General features: G+C 33.5%; 14 protein-coding genes. 5 read left to right on the top strand and 9 right to left on the bottom strand.

Annotated features, from left to right (window positions below):
- The first annotated feature begins 521 nt into the window (after positions 1 to 521).
- Together C3L50_RS05340 and C3L50_RS05335 are read left to right on the top strand one after the other, a co-directional pair.
- Entirely contained in the window at positions 522 to 2,462 is a 1,941-nt protein-coding gene (locus C3L50_RS05340) for a site-specific DNA-methyltransferase (RefSeq protein WP_103805106.1), read from the top strand.
- 2 nt (positions 2,463 to 2,464) lie between these two features.
- Complete coding sequence (locus tag C3L50_RS05335; RefSeq protein ID WP_103805105.1) at positions 2,465 to 5,428, top strand: type III restriction-modification system endonuclease; 2,964 nt, start codon at positions 2,465 to 2,467, stop codon at positions 5,426 to 5,428.
- Here the strand turns inward: C3L50_RS05335 and C3L50_RS05330 are convergent.
- From C3L50_RS05330 to C3L50_RS05315, 4 genes are all read right to left on the bottom strand, one after another.
- Complete coding sequence (locus C3L50_RS05330; protein WP_103805104.1) at positions 5,406 to 6,062, bottom strand: endonuclease III domain-containing protein; 657 nt, start codon at positions 6,060 to 6,062, stop codon at positions 5,406 to 5,408. The two genes, C3L50_RS05335 and C3L50_RS05330, sit on opposite strands and share 23 nt — an antisense overlap.
- A 348-nt stretch (positions 6,063 to 6,410) precedes the next feature.
- A complete protein-coding gene (locus tag C3L50_RS05325) occupies positions 6,411 to 7,214 on the bottom strand; it encodes an NYN domain-containing protein (RefSeq protein WP_103805103.1) in 804 nt (267 codons plus the stop codon).
- 3 nt (positions 7,215 to 7,217) lie between these two features.
- Positions 7,218 to 7,802: a GDYXXLXY domain-containing protein gene (locus C3L50_RS05320; protein WP_103805102.1), complete on the bottom strand. Its 585-nt coding sequence runs from the start codon at positions 7,800 to 7,802 to the stop codon at positions 7,218 to 7,220.
- The gene (locus C3L50_RS05315) at positions 7,792 to 9,075 is read right to left on the bottom strand and encodes a DUF2157 domain-containing protein (RefSeq protein WP_103805101.1); all 1,284 of its coding nucleotides are present in this window, start codon (positions 9,073 to 9,075) and stop codon (positions 7,792 to 7,794) included. The genes C3L50_RS05320 and C3L50_RS05315 overlap by 11 nt, the downstream gene beginning before the upstream one ends.
- A 204-nt stretch (positions 9,076 to 9,279) precedes the next feature.
- Between C3L50_RS05315 and C3L50_RS05310 the strand changes: the two genes are divergently transcribed.
- The 3 genes from C3L50_RS05310 (at position 9,280) to C3L50_RS05300 (ending at position 12,090) form a co-directional block, all read left to right on the top strand.
- Complete coding sequence (locus C3L50_RS05310; protein WP_103805100.1) at positions 9,280 to 10,542, top strand: aminotransferase class I/II-fold pyridoxal phosphate-dependent enzyme; 1,263 nt, start codon at positions 9,280 to 9,282, stop codon at positions 10,540 to 10,542.
- A 174-nt stretch (positions 10,543 to 10,716) separates the two neighbouring features.
- Positions 10,717 to 11,265 (top strand): RBBP9/YdeN family alpha/beta hydrolase, encoded by a 549-nt coding sequence (locus tag C3L50_RS05305; RefSeq protein ID WP_103805099.1) that lies wholly within the window; start codon positions 10,717 to 10,719, stop codon positions 11,263 to 11,265.
- A 3-nt stretch (positions 11,266 to 11,268) separates the two neighbouring features.
- Positions 11,269 to 12,090: a sulfurtransferase gene (locus tag C3L50_RS05300; RefSeq protein ID WP_103805098.1), complete on the top strand. Its 822-nt coding sequence runs from the start codon at positions 11,269 to 11,271 to the stop codon at positions 12,088 to 12,090.
- Positions 12,091 to 12,095: 5 nt separating this feature from the next.
- Here C3L50_RS05300 and C3L50_RS05295 read toward each other — a convergent pair whose 3' ends face one another.
- From C3L50_RS05295 to C3L50_RS05275, 5 genes are all read right to left on the bottom strand, one after another.
- Positions 12,096 to 12,878 carry a hypothetical protein gene (locus C3L50_RS05295; protein ID WP_103805097.1) on the bottom strand — a complete coding sequence of 261 codons (783 nt, stop codon included), beginning with the start codon at positions 12,876 to 12,878 and terminating at the stop codon, positions 12,096 to 12,098.
- 41 nt (positions 12,879 to 12,919) lie between these two features.
- The gene (gene rlmF / locus C3L50_RS05290) at positions 12,920 to 13,867 is read right to left on the bottom strand and encodes a 23S rRNA (adenine(1618)-N(6))-methyltransferase RlmF (protein WP_103805096.1); all 948 of its coding nucleotides are present in this window, start codon (positions 13,865 to 13,867) and stop codon (positions 12,920 to 12,922) included.
- Positions 13,868 to 13,964: 97 nt separating this feature from the next.
- The gene (locus C3L50_RS05285) at positions 13,965 to 14,627 is read right to left on the bottom strand and encodes a thiamine diphosphokinase (RefSeq protein WP_103805095.1); all 663 of its coding nucleotides are present in this window, start codon (positions 14,625 to 14,627) and stop codon (positions 13,965 to 13,967) included.
- 133 nt (positions 14,628 to 14,760) lie between these two features.
- Positions 14,761 to 15,582, bottom strand: a complete 822-nt coding sequence (locus C3L50_RS05280) for a DUF4249 domain-containing protein (RefSeq protein ID WP_103805094.1) — start codon at positions 15,580 to 15,582, stop codon at positions 14,761 to 14,763.
- 4 nt (positions 15,583 to 15,586) lie between these two features.
- Positions 15,587 to 17,989, bottom strand: a complete 2,403-nt coding sequence (locus C3L50_RS05275) for a TonB-dependent receptor (RefSeq protein WP_103805093.1) — start codon at positions 17,987 to 17,989, stop codon at positions 15,587 to 15,589.
- Positions 17,990 to 18,028: the final 39 nt, after the last annotated feature.

Genomic DNA, 18,028 nt, shown 5'->3' with positions numbered 1-18,028 from the left:
TAAGCCCGCCTGCGCAGATGGTACTGCAATTTTGTGGGAGAGTATGTCGTCGCCTTTCTTTAATCTGAACTTGTTTCAGATTCTTTTAAAACCCTTCATCTATCGATGAAGGGTTTTTTGTTTGGAAAAAATTGAGTTTTTTTTGGAATCAATCCTAAATCTCTTATTTCAATAAAAATTAATAAACTATATTTGTTATCCAATAAAAATAGAAAGATATAAAATAACTAAAGACACATAAAATTAGCGTTTAGCGAAAAATCCTGTATCTGAAAGGTCGAAATTTCAAATACCTACGGGAGAGTTTAAGCTAACGTTCACGCGTAGGCGTGGGCGTTGCTTTGCTTTGTAGGTAGGGTATTCGACCACCTCAGATACGAGCATTGCAATTAGCCTGCGCCTATTTTTTTGTCACTCGACAAAAATATGAAACCATACGCAATAATTAGATGTAAAATTTCAACTTCATAATGTATTGATTTTTAGAAATACTCATTTAAAATCAATTTTAAAAACACATTATGATAAAAGATATAGCACGTAGTAACGAAAATATTTCCATTAATGATACTGCAATTTCCATTTTAAAGGAACACTTTTCGTCTTGTTTTAAAAAAGACGGTAGTTTTGATATGGAAAGATTTAAGGAAGAATTGAAAGACAAAGTAGATGTTGTTCACGAAGGATACGAACTTAAATTTCTTGGTAAAAGTTATGCTAAACTTTTGGCTTCTTTGGATACAACAACAGTAATTACGCCCAATACAGACCACAATAATTTACCCGAAAACAAGAACAGCGAGAACATCTACATTAGTGGCGATAATCTTGACGGATTGAAGCATTTATTGAAATCCTATTCTAAAAGCGTAAAATGTATTTATATAGACCCACCTTACAACACAGGGAGTGACGGATTTGTGTATAAAGACAATTTCAATTTTACGGTTGATGAATTACAAGATAAATTAAGCGTTGACGAAACACAAGCCAAAAGAATTTTGGATTTAACCAAAAGAAATTCGGCATCACATTCAGCTTGGTTAATGTTTATGTACTCAAGATTGCAATTAGCAAATGATTTATTGAAGGATGATGGAGTGATTTTTATCTCCATTGATGATAATGAACAGGCAAATTTGAAATTGCTATGTGATGATATTTTTGGGGAGGAATGCTTTGTAGCAACTTTTCCTTGGAGAAAAAGGACAGCAAAGAGTGATGTCCCTTTTGGAGTTTCTCAAGATTATGAATCAATTATTAGTTACTCAAAAAAAGATTTTATTGCTTCTATGAAAGGAGGCTCTCGTAAGTACTATGAATCCGATGATTTTCCGAATAGACCTTGGAGAATTCACGATATGACAACTCAAAGAAATGCTGATGAGAGACCAAATAGTAATTTTACAATAGTAGATCCTAAAAGTGGAAATGAATATCCTGTAAATCCAAATGCTGTTTGGCGTGTTACGACCGAATCGATTAAAGGGTTTGAAAAAGAAAATAGGATTGTATATCCTGGGGACTATGACTTTCTTAAAATTTCTAAACCTGTATTAAGATATTTTAAAGAAGATGATGAGAAGAAGACAGGCGAAATGTTTGGATTTCTACCAGTAAGTACCAATTTGCCTAAAGAAGTCGGAATGAGTCAGGATGGTACAAAAGATATTGCCAAACTATTTGACAGTAAAATATTTAGTTTTCCCAAACCAGTTAGCCTTCTAAAATATCTAATTGAATCAGCAACTAACCACGATAATAATTCTTTAATTGTTGATTTTTTTTCCGGTAGTGCATCAAGTGCCCAAGCTGTATTAGATATTAATGCAAATGATAAAGCAGATGGTAAACGAAAATTTATCTCGATACAACTTCCAGAAGTTTTAAACCCGAAGGATTTGAGTCAAAAAACAGCTTTTGATTTTCTAACTTCTATTAATAGACCAACAACATTAGATTATGTTGGAATTGAAAGAATCATTAGGGCATCAAAAAAGATAAAAGAAGAAACAAATGCGGTAATTGATTACGGTTTCAAACATTTTATTCTCAACGAACCCAATCAAAATACTTTAGATAAATGCGAAACATTTGATAAAGCTGGATTGCTTGGGGATGCTACTATTTTAGACGATTTTGGTACAGAAACAGTATTGACGACTTGGCTCAACAATGATGGATACGGATTGAATGCAAAAGTTGAAGCTATAAACTTAAAAGGCTATACCGCTTATTACTGCAAGAAACATTTATATCTTATCAATTCTGATTTTACTCAGGATGCAATGGTAGTTCTTTTCGAAAAATACGATACGATTGCTGGTTTTAATCCAGAAAACATTGTGCTGTTTGGTTATAGTTTTAACGAATGGTCTGTTACTGAAATGTTAGAAAAGAATTTAAAGATTCTGAATGATAGCGAAAAGAATTTGAAAATCAATATTGATGTAAGGTACTAACTATGGAATTAATCTTAAAAAATGGTTTGCCTCATCAAGAAAAAGCAGTTAACGCCATTAGCAATGTTTTTGGAGAAGGCAGTTTTGAGAAAAGTAATAGGTATTATTCTAATCCTATTCTAGATTTAGATAAAGAATTATTACTGGAACGCATCAAGTTCGTACAAAAAGGGAATACTGTTGATTTGGAATACGTGAATTTGAATGGTATTCAAAACTATTTGAATCTGGATATTAAAATGGAAACTGGAACAGGGAAAACTTATGTACAAGTTGCCACGATATTTGAACTTCATAAAAAATTCAAGATTAATAAATTTATAATTGTTGTGCCAACGCTTGCCATCAAAGCAGGAACGAAACAATTTATTCAAGACAGTTACACCAAAAAACATTTTAAAGACGTTTGTGGTTATGGAACTGAAATAGAATTGCAGGTTTTAGAAGCAGGTAAAACTAAAAAAGGGAAAAAGTTTTTTCCGAGTACCGTTAGTGATTTTGTTAAGGGTTCGAGCCAAAATGCTAATAAAATATATGTATTGCTGACTAATATGGCATTATTTAGCAATAGGAAAGATGCGATGTTGAATCGGGATGATTATGATTATGGACCAGAGGGATTTCATCGCCCAGTTGATGCTTTAAAAGCAACAAAACCTTTCTTGATTATTGATGAACCTCACCGTTTTTCTAAAGAACAAAAAACATTTGAGTTTATTACCAATGATATTCAGCCACAATGCATTATTCGGTTTGGAGCTACATTTCCCACTGTGACAGTTGGAAAAGGAGTTGCCAAAAAAACAATCAAGGATTATCATAATCTATTGTACAACTTAAATGCTTGTGACGCTTTTAATCAAAATTTGATAAAAGGAATTGCGAAAGAACATTTTGAACCTTTATCGAACAAAGACGATAAGGTAAAAATCATATCGGTTCAAAGCAAAACAGCAGTTAAGCTGAATTACATTCAAAAAGGGAATACAACAAAATCTTTTGAACTAAAGAAAGGAGATAGTTTGTCTTTAATTTCAACAGAACTGGAAGGAATTATTATTGAAGCAATCGGCACCAATTATATTGAATTATCAAATGGTCAGACCAAGTTTCAAGGGGAAGAGTTTGTTAATGATATTTATTCATCGTCTTATCAAGAACAAATGCTGAAATTAGCAATTGACCGACATTTTGAAACCGAGAAAATCAATTTTGATAGAAAGTTTAAGATTAAAACATTGGCACTTTTTTTTATTGATGATATTCATTCCTACAGAAAAGATGATAAAAGTGAAAAAGAAACCTATCTAAAAAATACTTTTGAAAAGCTATTATTAGAAAAGATAAACGAAGTTTTGCCAACACTTTCGGTTGAGAATGACAGCGATTATATTGACTATTTACAAGCATCCAAATTAGATATTTCGGGTTGTCACGCAGGTTATTTTTCGCAAGACAACACTAATTCGGATGAAGAAATAGCCAATCAAATCAACGAAATTTTATTTGACAAGAAGAAATTACTATCCATAAAATTGGATGATGGAAAACTGAATACAAGGCGTTTTTTGTTTTCTAAATGGACTTTGAAAGAAGGTTGGGATAATCCGAATGTATTTACCATTACAAAATTGCGTTCCAGTGGTAGTGAAAATAGCAAAATTCAAGAGGTTGGGCGGGGTTTGCGTTTGCCCGTTGATGAAAACGGAAATAGAATATCCAATGAAGACTTTAAACTCAATTATATTATTGATTTTACTGAAGCTGATTTTGCTGAAAAATTAGTCAAAGAAATTAACGATGAATTGCCAAAAGGTTTTGTTATAACCGAAGAACGTCTCCAAAAAGTAGCCGAAAAATTAGGACTAAGCTCGGATGATTTATTTACGGACTTGTTGATTAAAAAATTCATTGATAGAAATAAAAATGTAGTAATTGAAAATTCAAATCAGTTTTTTGATGAATATCCAGATTTTGCAGCAGGATTAAGTACTGGAAAAATTGTTGATAATAATAAAGGTAAAGAGCGGAAAGTAAAGATTAGACCTGCACAATACAATGAATTGAAAAGTTTGTGGGAAGCCATAAGTCAAAAGTATTTGTTGTTTTATGAGAAAATAGAAAACGACGATTATTTAAAAAATGAATTAGTAGGTCTTTTCAAAAAAGACGTTTTTACGGATGTTATTATATCAAGTTCAAGACAAGAATTGAATACTTCGGATGATGGTTTAATGATGTTAAACGAAAGTAGTGGAATTCAATATAAAATCATTAAAAGATTGCCTTACGGTGAATTCTTAAAAAGAATAAACAAGCAAACTAATATTCCGATTCTATTATTAAATCAGGCATTGATTCAATATGCAACGTCTAATGAAATAGATAAAGATAAAATAAATGAGTTTAGCGTGGCGAATTTTGTTTCAAAATTCAACGACTGGAAAACTAATAATCTTGCGGGTAGATTTTCTTATGGTAAAACAAATATTAAATTGAATGCTACTGCTTTGACTTTTGCAAATGGAACTCCACGTTCAGAAATAACGCAAGGAATAATTGGAACAAAATTTATTGAAGGAAATCCGTCAGAAAAATATTTGTACGATAGGTTTGCTTTTGATTCACCATTAGAAAAAGACAATATTTTAGAACAGGTGCAAGAAGTCGTTGTTTACGGAAAAATACCAAGAAGAAGTATCTCTATTCCAACAATTACAGGTCAATCCTATAGTCCAGATTTTATGTACGTAGTAAAAAAATCGGATGGAAATAAAATTTTAAATATTATTGTTGAAACTAAAGATGTTAAAAATGAATCTGATTTAAGAAATATTGAATCTGTAAAAATAAGTTGTGCGAAAGAATTTTTCAAGCAATTAACAATAGATGGCTATTCAGTGGCTTTTCACGAACAGATGAGTAACACAAAAATGAAGCAAATTATTGAGGATGTTCTGATTTAAAGGTTTTATGATACTCACAAATCCCATTAACTGGACATTCCCCACACTTAGGCTGTGGCCTACAAATTTCTCTTCCCAAAAACGAAATAGCCATACCTATTTCTTCCCAAATTTCCTTCGGCAATACTTGCATCAATTGTTTTTCGACTTTAACTCCGTCCTTTGATTCTGGAATTAATCCAATTCTGGGAGCTACACGGATTACGTGTAAATCGGCGATAATTCCTTTCACGGGAACATTGGCTTCACGCATAATGACATTGGTTGATTTTCGCCCAATGCCTTTCAAAGCGGTTAATCCGTCCATCGTGAGGGGAATATTTTCGTCTTTTTGGATGGTTTGAGCAATTTCTATCAGCCAATTGGCTTTGGTTCCAAAATTCCTCACTTTGGAAATATGAGGAATTAAGGCGCCCACATTTGAAACAGACAGACTTTCCATATTCGGAAAAACTTTGAATAAAGCAGGAGCAATTTTGTTGATATTGGCATCCGAATCCTGGGCAGAAAGAACTACCATTACCATTAATTGATACAAATTATGATAGTCCAACGGGTGTTTTCGGTCTTTGTATTTGCTTAGAATGGGATCTAGTTTTTCTGTCCATTCATTAGAATCTTCAAATAAATTCATAATTTGTTTTTATAAATTTATTAAAAGTAATGTAACTATTTGGTAGATAAAAAAACTTACCACAGTTTTTCCAAATTAGGAATCAATTTAGTTATTAAAAGCTGATGTATTTTATTGTAAAAAAGAAGAATTCCATTTTTTTACCCAGTTACATTGTGTCAAAACAATTTTATTTTGGCATTGGAAGGTCTGCTGTTGCAATTTTTTTTATTATATATTAAAAATTAAGTAGTTTAAGTTTAATAATGGTTTGGATTAGTTGCTTATTTATATAAATATTAAAATAAGGATGATTATTTAATAATTAACGAAAGGATGGTTGAGTATATATTATTGTCTATAATGAAATTATGCGAAGCGCAAGCGCACATATACGTGCTTGATGCCTTTTTTGTCCGATTCTCTTTCGTCAATTTCAAGAATATCAGTTAGGGATTTCAGCATAGGTGTTAGTTTAGAAAATCCATAATTTCTAGGGTCGAATTCTGGTTTTTTCTTTACAATTAAGTTTCCAACATCTCCAAGAAATGCCCAGCCATCTTCATCTCCAATGGCGTCGAGGGTGTCTTCTATGAGTTCTATAGTTTGGTTGTCGATTTTGTTTGGGGTTTCTTTTTCTACAGGTTTTTTAGATTCTGCTACAGGAGTTGGAGTTGGTTTTGGAGTTTTGCTTTGTGAGTTGGTCGTTTTTCTAGTCTTTTTGATGGCGCCGTCCAAAACTTCTATGTAAATAAATCTATCGCAAGCTACAATGAACGAATTTGGTGTTTTTTTCTCGCCAATTCCGATAACTTTCATCCCTGATTCACGAAGTCGGATTGCTAATCGAGTAAAATCGCTATCGCTGGAAACGATGCAAAAACCATCTACTTTGTCGGAGTACAACAAGTCCATTGCGTCAATAATCAAAGCAGAATCTGAGGAATTTTTCCCAACTGTGTAACTGTATTGCTGAATTGGAGTGATGGCGTGTTCCAACAAAACCGACTTCCAGCCGTTGGCATTGGGTTTAGTCCAATCAGCATAAATACGTTTTGTGGTTGGAGTGCCGTATTTGGCGATTTCTTCCATCATTCCCTTTACGTTGCTATACGGGACATTGTCGGCATCAATAAGGACGGCTAGTTTTAATTCTTTGGTATCTTGTGACATATTTTATTTGTTACTATTATTTTTGGCTTTTGCCAATTCTTTAATGGATATATTATCGATTAAAACATCTTTTATTACAGCTTCTCCGTTTTTTGTAGCGACTAATGCGTAAGCTATTTTTGTGGTGTCAATTGTAGATTCGGCATATACTGTTTCGGCGGTTTTTGCTTTGTTTTCATTCATATAAAAACGATCAAACGGAAAATCCAAATATATTTTGTGTTCATAATCATAGTCAGCAATATAGTCGATTTTTAGCTTTAAATAAATCGAATTATCTGTAGGTTCTGTTCTTGAAATGGATTTAATTTTCGCAAATCCGTCTTTAGCAGTTTCAATTTTGGCAAAGATAGTTTCGTTTCTATTCCATTCTTTTAAATTTTTGACCTTTATTCCTTCTTCTTTAAAGTTTAAAGTAATGTATTTTCCTCTAAAAGGATCGTTGGGGTCGATAGGTTCGCATTGAAATTTCAACATTTTGCCCGTATTTATAATGTCTTCTTGATGATAAATCATTTGCAATGGAACAAATAATTGAGCCAAAACTACCAAAAGAAAGAGTGTAATCAGGATGTTTTTATTTTTCATTTCTATTTCTTTTTTTTAGTATTACATAATTTGTCAAGAAAAAACCGAGACCCAATGATATAAATAAGATTCCTCGAACTATAAAACTAAAGTCGGTATCAAAAAAACGACAGGTTATGAGTATGATAATAATGAGTAATCCAAAATTTAAAATTCGTAAGTTGTTGAGCTGATTTCCTCGTTTTATTTCTAAAACGCCTATTGCTAAAACAATTCCATTGGCAACAATTGCGGCAACTTCACCCATAAATAGTAGAGGAATATTCAGCAGAAAAATAATTTCTATTAAGTCAAAATTTTTGAAATGGGATGTATTGTTTTTTTTGTAAAATAAAACAGCAGCTATAATGGATAGAATTGAAGTAATTATAAATTCGGGAGATGTAATAATCGGATTTTCGTGTACTTTTTTTTCGTGGAAAAAGTTCCAAAAACTTTTGAATGTATAAACGGAAAGTAGGATGAGGGTTCCTAGTTTACCAATAATTCGGTAACTATTGAATTTGAGTTTTTGATTCTTGAAAAAGGAACTTTTTCCAATGAAATAGTAAATGGCAAACAAACACATATACGACAAATACAATAATTTTTCGTTTCCATCTCTAATAGAACCTAGGCTTATTACTAGAGAAATAGCTACGAACCAATTGTGAAATAAGGTGAAATTGCTTTGTGATTTTGTGGTTAAAAGTTGGTAATAATGAGGTATCATACCCAAAAATAAAAGCCAAAAAAGATAGTTTTGCTCTTTGGGATAAGTAAAATAATTTGAATTGCAACAATAATAAGTAATGCCTATGATGTATAAAAGAGATACTATCGATGTTCGTAGCAAATAAACCAAGGGCAAACTCAGGAGCATCCAAGTGATAAGAAATGAGTTTAAATCCCCAGAAATATTATAAACTTGGGCTATTAGCGATATGCTTGCTCCAATACCAAAAAATAGAAAAACAGATGAACTTTCTCTCCAGATTGGGGTTTCAGCCTTTTTAAGAATGGTGTAACCGCAAAATAATTGTCCAATTACTAGCGGAAGAAACGATAGTATTGATTTAATGGAATTGGATAAATCATCCCAATTATGAGCAAGAATAAGTATTATTCCCAATCCAGATAGGATTGCTCCTAAAATCCCAAAAATCATAAATAACTTACTCTGGCTTTGGTCACCATTTTTAGTGTAATGTTCCTTTATTTTTTGAGCTGTTTCTTCATTAATGACATTTGCTTTGAGTAAAGCGTGAAGTTCATTTAAAATGGAATTGGACATAACATAGATTTTGTTAACCAAATATACAAAATTTATTGTTAAATCTGCTAAATAGTCCAGGAGGAAACGGCATCCTTTTACTTTTTTCTTAAAAAGTAAAAGATACAGTAAACAGCTGGAAATAGCTCCTAAAAAAACATTATGATAAGACAGATTAAATAATTAATTTTGCACTTCAAAAAATATATAATACTTCAAAATAGTATGGTAGTAGATTTATTCGCAAGAATTCAAAACAATAAAGGACCATTGGGAAAATGGGCTTCACAAGCAGAAGGTTATTTTGTATTTCCAAAATTAGAAGGAGATTTAGGACCAAGAATGAAATTTCAAGGAAAAGAGGTTTTGAACTGGAGTTTGAATGATTATTTAGGTCTAGCAAATCATCCAGAAGTTCGTAAAGCAGATGCGGATGCGGCTTTAGAATTTGGTGCTGCTGCGCCAATGGGAGCTCGTATGATGAGCGGACACACCAAATATCACGAACAATTAGAAAATGAATTAGCTGCTTTCGTTAAGAAAGAATCGGCTTATTTGTTGAATTTTGGGTATCAAGGAATGGTGTCTATCATTGACGCTTTGGTGACTAGAAATGACGTGATTGTGTATGATGTAGATGGTCACGCTTGTATTATTGACGGTGTTCGTTTGCATAGTGGAAAACGTTTTACTTACAAACACAACGATATTGAAAGTATGGAGAAAAACCTGCAACGTGCTACAAAATTAGCTACGGAAACAGGAGGAGGAATCCTTTTCATCACTGAAGGTGTTTTCGGAATGCGTGGTCAACAAGGAAAGTTGAAAGAAATTGTGGAAATGAAAAAGAAATACAATTTCCGTCTTTTGGTTGATGATGCACACGGTTTTGGAACACTTGGAAAAACAGGTGCTGGAGCAGGCGAGGAGCAAGGTTGCCAAGATGGAATTGATGTTTATTTTTCTACTTTTGCCAAATCGATGGCGAATATTGGTGCATTTGTTGCTGCCGATAAAGACATTATCGACTATTTGAAATATAATTTACGTTCTCAAATGTTTGCTAAAGCCTTGCCAATGATTCAAACGATTGGCTCTCTGAAACGTTTGCAATTGTTGCGTGATAATCCAGGATTGAAAAATAAACTTTGGGAAAATGTAAATGCTTTGCAAAATGGTTTAAGAAATAAAGGATTTAATATTGGAGATACAAACACTTGTGTAACTCCAGTTTATTTAGAAGGAAGTGTTCCCGAAGCGATGATTATGGTGAATGATTTAAGAGAAAACTACGGTATTTTCTTGTCGATTGTGATTTATCCAGTGATACCAAAAGGAATGATTTTGTTGCGTGTTATTCCAACAGCATCGCACACTTTATCCGATATTGATGAAACATTGACTGCCTTTGAAGCCATTCGTGATAAATTAGTAAATGGAACTTATAAAGAAATTGCCGCCAGAACTACTGTTGATTTGGACGCTTAAAAGTAGTGCTCAGTAAACAGTTTTTAGTGATCAGTTATAACAACTAACTTATATAATTAGAATAGTGCACCTGAAGAGTTTCAAAACTTTTCAGGTGTTCTTTTTTTAGCCTAATATAGAATATTGGAAAAAGAAGTAACTTAGCAACTTAGAGCCTTTAAAAAAAATAAAAAAATGATTCCACATTTATTAATCATTCCCGGACTTGGTGATTCTGGAGAGCAACATTGGCAAAGTTTTTGGCTTCAAAAATTTCCCAATTCGACCAAAGTCATTCAAGACAATTGGGATGAACCACAACTCGATGAATGGCTTGCCCGATTGGATTCAACCATTCAACAATTAAAAGAACCAACGATTTTAGTAGCTCATAGTTTGGCAGTTTCTTTAGTAATGCATTGGGTTTCTAAAAACACCAATTCAAATATTATTGGAGCTTTGTTAGTCGCTCCTGCCGATGTCAATTCGCCAGAACATACTCCTGTTTTTTTGAGGCATTTTTCACCAATTCCAACGTCAGAAATTCCGTTTCCATCACTAGTGGTTGGAACCGAAAATGACACCTATATTTCACTAGAAAGAGCCGAAGAATTAGCCTCAGATTGGGGAAGTGATTTTGTAAATATTGGTCAGAAAGGACACATTAACTCCGATTCAAATCTAGAATATTGGGAAGAAGGGCAACTATTGCTGCAACAATTAATTGCTAAAATTAACTACTAAAAAATGACAAATCCAATAGTTTCTGTTTCATGGCTTCAAGAACATTTAAACGATTCAAATTTAATTGTTCTCGAAGCTCGATTAGAACAAAATCATGCAAATTTAGAAAATCAAAATTCTGGTTTACAAATAAAAGGATCTCGTCTATTTGATATTAAAAATAATTTTAGTGATACCCGAAATCCGCTGCCTAACACCTTTCCTTCAACTCAACAATTTACTGAGGAATGTCAAAAATTAGGTATTAACAAAAACAGTATTATTGTCGTTTATGATACTTTAGGAATTTATTCGAGTCCAAGAGCTTGGTGGATGTTTAAAACAATGGGACATTCTGATGTTTATGTTTTGGATGGTGGATTTCCAGAATGGATTAGAGAGGGTTTGCCAACGGACAATCAAATCCAAACTTCATCTTACCCAAAAGGAGATTTTGAAGCCCAACTAAATCCTAACGCCATCAAAGACAAAGAGCAAATTCTAGAAAATAGTGAAACCAAAGAAGCGGTTTTGATAGATGCCAGGTCTTCTGATAGATTTCACGCCACACTCGAAGAACCAAGAGCAGGAATGAGAAGCGGGCATATTCCAGGTTCTATGAACGTTCCCTTTACTGAACTGCAACGAGATGGCAAATACAAATCAGAAGCAGAATTGAAAGAAATACTAAATCTAAACGACCAACCTTTAATATTCACTTGTGGCTCTGGCATAACTGCTTGCATCGTTTTATTGGCCTGCGAGTTGATTTCGGATAATCCGAAAGCAGTTTATGATGGTTCTTGGACAGAATGGGGTTCGAGTGAACTTCCAATTCAGAAGTAAAAAAATCAGTTTTCAGTCTCGGTTATCTGGTTTGCGGAGCTAGAACTGGTTGTTATTTTTATGAGTTCTTTTAAATCTTTAAATATTTCTTTATCAGCTAATGTGAATAATAGCATCTCGAGTTCGTAAGGCTTTGAATTATCTCCATAAATTAATTTAGTGGTTTTCTTTATAAAATCACAAAACTCGAAATAAGCATCTTGTTGAGAAATATATAGTTCTGTATTTTTAACATATTCAGAAATATGTGATATGTTAACAATTGTATTCATATCAAAATCCGCAATTATTTTATTACGTCCAATTGGCATTGGGAAATACTTTCTATTAAATCCGTTTTGATTTTCACAAGTCAAAATCAACCAGTTTAGAGTATAAATTACTCTGGAATCATAAATTACAAAATTCTCTGGTTGCATAAAGGATGAAATTTTCGACAATGAAGATATTGTGCTAAAACAATCTAATGATAATTTGCCTTTTTGAACCTGTTTTTTGAATCGCAAAATTTTCTCAATATTCCGGTCATTATGTTTAAATCCACGTATTCCACCCCAAACATTGATTATCCAAAAATCAATAAAACTCTGATCTAGATTTGATTTGTATTTGTCACTTAAAATCCATTTTAATTCAATGTTTTGTTCAAATGGATTTTTATATTTTTTAAGTCGATTTGTATCTGAAGAACTGAATATTTTATCAGAATTGTCAAAATTGTAATCAAATCTTTCTTTCAAATCTATTTGATTACTATATTCTTTCAGTTTTTTGATTACATTCTGCATTTTTTTTAAATTATAGATAATCCATTTATAAACATTCTTTACTACTCAAACTTCCACTTCTTCTGTTGCGCTTCCGTTTGAAAAGTCCAAGCTAAAATTCTACTTGTTTTTTGACCTTGAGCCATATCAATGGTTTTTACTTCGACCACATTGACTTTGTTGAGGGTTTTATATAAACTGGAAAGGTTCTCTTTTTTGGAGACCAAAGTTGTAAACCAAAGGCATTGCATCGGGAATTTGGCACTTTCGAAAATCATTTGGGTGATGAATCCTAGTTCGCCACCTTCACACCATAATTCGGCATTTTGACCACCAAAATTCAAGACAGGCTTTGTAGTTCGCGTATTTTCGAGATTGTTGACCTTGCGAATGGAAGCTTTTGTCGCTTCTTCGGCAGAATTATGAAAAGGTGGATTGCAAATTGTTAGCGAAAATCGATCTTCGGGCGTGATGATGTTTTTGAAAATAAAACGCGATTCGGTTTGCAATTGCAAACTGATATAATCCATTAATCTTGGATTAGCTTCAATGATTTTTTTGCAATTTTGAATGGCTTTTTCGTCAATTTCGGTTCCAACGAAAGACCAACCATAAACTGTATTTCCTAAAATAGGATAAATACAATTCGCACCAACACCAATATCCAAAACCTGTACATTTTCGCCTTCGGGAATGATTCTGTTATTGTTGGAAGCTAATAAATCGGCGATATAATGAATATAATCTACGCGACCAGGAATGGGTGGGCAAAGATTCGTTGAAGGAATATCCCAATTTTGAATGTTGTAATTGGCAATCAGCAAGGCTTTGTTGAGAGCTTTTACAGCTTGAGGATTACTGAAATCAATGGTTCTTATATTATGTTCATTTATGGAAACATAGGGTTGAAGTTCAGGACAAAGGGCAATTAATTCTTCAAAATTATATCCCATTCGGTGTTGATTTCGGGGATGTAAATTCGTTTTTTCGATGATCGGTTTCAATTTCATTTTCTTTATTTCGATGCAAAGATAGTCGAAAAATAGGATTTTAGATTTTAGAGTTCAGATTTTAGATTGATGTGGAAAATCTAAAATCTACAATCAATTAATCCCAACATTCCATCATTAATAAATCTCCTTCTTGGTGTTCTATAATTACTATTCCATCTTCTTTTACGTGATTGCTGCTTCCGGTTCTATAGCCAATGGTTAGCGTATCATTTTCTAAAGGATAAAATAAATTTTCAGAATGAATTCCGGTAACGTGACCTACTGGAATCAAGGAAAGTGGTGTGTTGGCAGGATACCATTTCTCGAATTTTTTGGGCAATAAAAACACTTTGGAATGGTCGTCCAAAACAACGATTTTAATTAAATCTCTGTAACGACTGATGTTGGTAATATTAGTTATAGTATGATCGGCACGTTTTCCGGTGGCCCAAACTACGTTTACGGCTGGAATTTCTCGTTCGATTAGGTAATCAAATGCTTTTTCTAAATCGGTTTTGTTTTGGTCTGGTGTGTGGACAATTTCCAATGGATATTGTTTTTCTTTATAGTAATTAGGGTCAAAACCACGGTCGAAATCGCCTAACAAAACATCTACTTTTATGCCCAATTCTAAAACCCGTTCCATTGCCGAGTCAAGCACGATTACCAATGGCGACCATTCGAGTAATTGTCCCAATAATTCGGGATTACAAGCAGCTCCGTTGGCAATGATTAATGCGGGTTCTTGGTCATCGCGAACGATATGGTGTGAAGACATAGTTAAATAGGAATTATGATTTTTCAATTATGGATTAATTTTCAAAGATAGTATTTCTAGGTTCGTAATTCGTAATTGAAAATTTGTAATTTTAAGAGAGGAAAGACAATAAATTGCGAGTTTGATTTCTGTTTTATTTAATGATATAATTTTGATAATCAACTTCGCTTAGTGAAAAATAGCCCAAAGCATAATTGTTGATATTAGTTTGGTTAACAATATTTCCTCTTACAGTCGCTGGTGGCGTTTGAAATGGACTTCCTCCGCCTGAACTGCTTGCTACCGAGATGAGTTTGTTCATATAATTGTAATACGATTCAGAAACTCCGTAATGGGTTATGGCGATGGTACTTCCTTGTTTTAAATCTTCGTCACTGAATTGCCAAGATTTTAGATTTCCATTTGTATATTCGTCGCCAATAACTTGATAACTGGGTGCTTTATAAATATCAGGAAAGAATTTTACCATATAAAAATTTTTAACTAGCGGATCTTTAAACGAAACTTCAATTTCATAATCTTTGCCAGAAAATCCGCCGTCATTTTTTTGTTGAATGCTATAAATAGGACTGACTGATTGCATGGTTTCGGTCGCGGTATAGGTTTCGTTTTTATAGACAACAGTTAGGGTATAAGTTTCGCCAATGATGGGTTTGAAAGTAGTACATTGGTATTCGCCTGTGTTGGGTATTTCGGTAAAAATATAATTAAAATTTTCACTACTTTTTACAGAAACAGTGGCTCCAGAAACTTTTGGAATGATAGTATTGTAAAAACTAGTTGTGGTAGATAGCATTATTTTTTGAGATGAACCATCTGTCCCTTTTTGCCAATTGATTGCGGCATCAATAACCAATCTTGGTGTTTCCGTTTTCAAATCAACATCGATTACTTCTTCACAACTGATGATGGAAAGAAGTAGCAATGATAGTGTAATATATTTTAAAATTTGCATAGTTTTAGAATTTGAAATTATAACTCACAGATGGAACTGCGCCAAAAATGGATAATTTGACAGCTTCATTAGCTCCAGATGTTTGGTTTTCTCGGAAGCTAATCGAAGCGGCATTTTTTCGATTATAGATGTTGTAAACACTAAAAACCCATTCGCTCTGCCATCCTTTTCTTTTCTCGGGTTTAGGTGTGTAAGTTGCCGCCAAATCTAAATGGTGGTATAATGGCAGGTTGTTTTCGTTTCGACCGCCATAACTAGGAACAGTAATGCCTTGGTATTGGTATTGTCCGTTCGGAAAAGTCACAGGTTGACCCGATTGCAAGATGAAATTTCCTCCGAAAGTCCATTTTGGATTCAAATTGTAATTAGCCGTTACAGCCAAATTGTGCAATTTATGATAACCCGATTTGTACCAATTTCCGTTGTTGATTCCGGTTTCATTTAGAGTTCTACCAGGGGTTTGTTGTTCTGAATTAGACAAAGTATATGCAACCCAACCGTTGAATTTACCACTGTTTTTGCGCAACATCAATTCCAATCCATACGCTCGCAATTGTCCGTTGAGGATTACTTGTTCGATGGCGTTGTTGGCAATTAAATCAGCACCATCAATATAATCGATTCGGTTTTTTACTTTTTTGTAAAAACTTTCCACTTCCAAAGAATACATATCGTCTTTGAAATTTCTGAAATAACCCGCAGCCACTTGATCGGCAATTTGCGGTTGAATGTATTGATCGCTTGGTGTCCAAATATCTAACGGAGTAGGTGAGGTAGTATTCGAAACCAATTGGAGGTATTGCACCATTCGGTTGTAACTGGCTTTTACCGATGATTTTTCGTCTAAAACATACGAACTAGAAAAACGAGGTTCTAAATTTGAAAACGAGGTGATTACTTCATTATAACCGTAAGATTTTGTTCCTGTTGGCACTCCTTTTTCGTAAATTTTGAGTTGGTCGTTGAAGGTTACGGCTTGATTGTTTTCGTATAGATTAACAGTTGATGCTCCCAATCTATAAAACATACTGTAGCGCAAACCATACATAAACGATAATTTTTGAGTGGCTTGGTGCTCTGCTTCCAAATAAATGGAAGGTTCAAAAGCATTTTTCTTGTCCAATTGCTTGAAATTAATACTCGAATTGGCATCAATGGGTTCGATTGTTCCTGGATTGAATTTGTAATAAATAGAATTCAGTCCATAACTCAATTTGATTTTGTCGTTCAAATAGTATTTTAAATCATATTTTATATTGAAATTTTTAATACTCGATTGCCAATCAAAACCTACCGAAGACAGGGTTAAACCGTAATAATAATCACTAAAAATGGCCGACAAATTAGAGAAATGTCTTTCGGAAAACAAATGATTCCATCTTAAATTGAAAGTGCTGTTGCCGTACGTATTTTGAAATTCTTTGCTAATATTAAAAAAATCTCTACCAAAATAACTCGAAACATAAAGGCTATTATTAGCGTTTAGTTTGTAATTTAATTTGGCATTCAAATCATAAAACGAAGCCGAATTGTCATTGTCTGCCAATTTCAAGAACAAATGTGCATAGGAAGTTCGACCACCAATTAGGAAAGAGCCTTTGTCTTTCACAATCGGACCTTCGGCTAATAATCGACTGGAGATTAAACCAATTCCTCCGTTCATATGAAAATTATTGCTGTTCCCGTCTTTTTGATAAATGTCCAAAACAGAAGAAGCTCGACCTCCGTAACGTGACGGGATTCCTCCTTTGTAGAGTTTTAAATCCTTAATCGCATCGGGATTAAAAACCGAGAAAAAACCAAAAACGTGAGAGGAATTGAATATTGTAGCCTCGTCTAATAAAACCAGATTCTGATCGGCACCACCACCACGAACATTAAAACCCGATTGTCCTTCGCCAGCGTTTGTAACTCCTGGAAGCAATAAAATGGATTTCAACACATCGGTTTCTCCCAAAACCACAGGCATTTTTTTGATGGTTCCCATCGAGAGTTTGTTCACACTCATTTCGGGCGTTTTGATGTTGGTGCTTTTTTTGTTGGAGGTGACTACAACTTCTTGCAATTGTTGTTCGCTACTTTGTAGTTTGAAATTTCTTTTAAAATTTTGAGATAATTGAATTTTTTCTTCCATATTTTGAAAACCCAAATACGCAATTTGCAAGGTGTAGTTTCCTTTTGGTAGCGTTATAGAATAAAACCCGTATTCATTGGTTGTTACCCCAGTTTTTAATTCAGCGATGGAAACGTTTACTCCAATTAGCGTTTCATTGCTATTGGCATCGGTAATGGTTCCACTCAATGTGAATTTTTGCTTTGTTAGTTCACTGGAGTTTGTGTCTTGGGAAAAAGAATCAATTGTGGTTAAAAAAAACAGCAATAAGGCAATAATTTTCTTTGAAATCATTTCTAAATTTTTGAGTTGCAAATTTCGTAAAATCCAAAG

Origin of the sequence: Flavobacterium alvei (assembly GCF_002920895.1) — a bacterium.
Lineage (GTDB): Bacteria > Bacteroidota > Bacteroidia > Flavobacteriales > Flavobacteriaceae > Flavobacterium > Flavobacterium alvei.
Note: the sequence above shows the minus strand (reverse complement) of the source record. Positions and strands in the feature narration are given on the sequence as shown.